The 1,918-nt window shown below is 21.9% G+C and carries 2 protein-coding genes and 1 pseudogene; 1 reads left to right on the forward strand and 2 read right to left on the reverse strand.

Going from position 1 to position 1,918, the window contains the following annotated elements:
* The first annotated feature begins 680 nt into the window (after window positions 1–680).
* Window positions 681–896, forward strand: a complete 216-nt coding sequence (locus tag Q5O44_RS04225) for a hypothetical protein (protein ID WP_022167146.1) — start codon at window positions 681–683, stop codon at window positions 894–896.
* Window positions 897–1,369: 473 nt separating this feature from the next.
* Here the strand turns inward: Q5O44_RS04225 and Q5O44_RS04230 are convergent.
* Together Q5O44_RS04230 and Q5O44_RS04235 are read right to left on the reverse strand one after the other, a co-directional pair.
* A pseudogene (locus Q5O44_RS04230) lies at window positions 1,370–1,474 on the reverse strand (DUF3781 domain-containing protein); the annotation flags it as partial.
* Window positions 1,475–1,577: 103 nt separating this feature from the next.
* Complete coding sequence (locus Q5O44_RS04235) at window positions 1,578–1,715, reverse strand: hypothetical protein (RefSeq protein ID WP_022167147.1); 138 nt, start codon at window positions 1,713–1,715, stop codon at window positions 1,578–1,580.
* Window positions 1,716–1,918 lie beyond the last annotated feature (203 nt).

Genomic DNA, 1,918 nt, shown 5'->3' on the forward strand with positions numbered 1-1,918 from the left:
TTCAAAGACCATTATCTCCGTCGCCCTCAAGCGACTTTATTATCTTAACACTGTATATCCTTTATGTCAACATTTTTTTATTATTTAATAAAAACTTTCTTAACATATTTTCAATACTGTCTTGCCGTTTCCAGCTGTCCCTCAGGACAAGATTTATCTTACCATTATTATAGAAAACTACTAATTAATAATTTATATATTTAAAGGATATCACAACGTTTAATTGAACTTATTCGACATTTTTCTAAATAATACTACTATTGATACACATGGTTATGTTTATTTCTATTTTTACTATAATTTAAACTAATTATATGAAAAACTATAATTTTTATTAAAACATAATTCTTCTATATAAATAAAAAATAAAGTACATAAAAACTATTTACATTTCTTTTTATTATACTTAATATATTAAGTTTTATTGATAAGTATAATTTATTCTCACAATATTCTTATTATGGGTATTAGAAAGACTTAAAATATATACTATCTATTGTTTATATAAACTAATAATCAATGAATATATATCCTCTTTACAGCTTAATATAATTAAATCAATATATGTATAAAGGGTAAAATTTATTTTTAATATTGCTATTTTTAGTTTATAATTAATGTAAAAATTTACAAGTAATTACATTATTGTTTACTTAAAAATAGAAAGAGAGAGAGAATTTATGAATAAGAATATTAAATTACTTTATTGTATTTTAGGAAGCATAATTTTAACATTAGCAAGTACACCTATTCCTTATAATGCCCTTCATTACATTCCTATTATCGGGTTCTGGTTAAGCCAATTAACCTACTTTATTTCAGCTATGGGAGTAATATTAAGCTTATATTTTGCTATTTTATTAATAAAAGAAAATTGGCAGTTTAAAAGTAAGTAACATCTGAAATATGGATATTAATTATCGGTTTTTCTTATGTATGTTTACATATGATTATATATTAATGCTTAAAGGGATATCCAATTGGACATCCCTTTATATTGTACTTATTTCAACATTATTTTAAAGCAAAGCCATAAATTTAAAATTATATTCTATCTCCTGCTTTACATTACTCCTAAAGAAATATATCTTATATAACTGAAAAATGGCTTTTAAAATATAAATATATATTTTATCTACATTGCTATAACACTTTACAGCTAATAAATATTACATATATGTTATCCACATGCTATAAATGTTTTCCACAATATAATCTTGCCTTATATATGTATTGTTAATAACTTCTTATCTCCTTAGTACTTTTATATTTCCTAATATCATATATAGCTTTTTAACTTTAATATTATATTTATCTATATACATTAGTTGATATCCTTTATAGAAATACAAAAGGATGACTAACATACATCTACTTCTAAAGAAAGATTTCTCTTCATTCTGACTACTCCTAACTCAGTTGTGTGCAGTTTATCTAAGTTCAAAATCAGTTCATTTTTATTATCACAATTCATTTTTTACACTTATATTCTCCTTTCAAATTACCATTTATTTAGGCTAATTTATATTTTATAAGTTCAGTTAAAAGATAAATTAAAAAAAATTGCTTGCCTATTCTTAAGAAAATTCTATTTTTAGTACTTCACATAAGAATTTATAGTATAAACTTGCAGCAATTAAATTTCTATTGCTTTTATATTTATTAAAACTATAATCAATATCTATATTATAATCTCCAGTAACTATGTTATTCACTTTTCCCTTAAAAATTTATCTATACACTATAGTTAAGTTCACTAAAAAATTCCGCTGTTAAAATATAATAAATAATCATCAACAATATTTATTTATTAATTCTAAAAAAACTCCTCGAGTTTTATCTCCAATTCATCATTCATAATTTAAATTTCCTAACTAACTTTGAGCTTTTTATAAATGCTAAGATAATAATGTACAGA

The sequence above is a fragment of the Clostridium sp. CAG:221 genome, assembly GCA_000435835.1.
Taxonomy (GTDB): domain Bacteria; phylum Bacillota; class Clostridia; order Clostridiales; family Clostridiaceae; genus Clostridium.

Coding starts and splice junctions, on each gene's coding strand:
- Q5O44_RS04225 (WP_022167146.1), top strand. CDS start 681: ATGAATAAGAATATTAAATTACTTTATTGTATTTTAGGAAGCATAATT.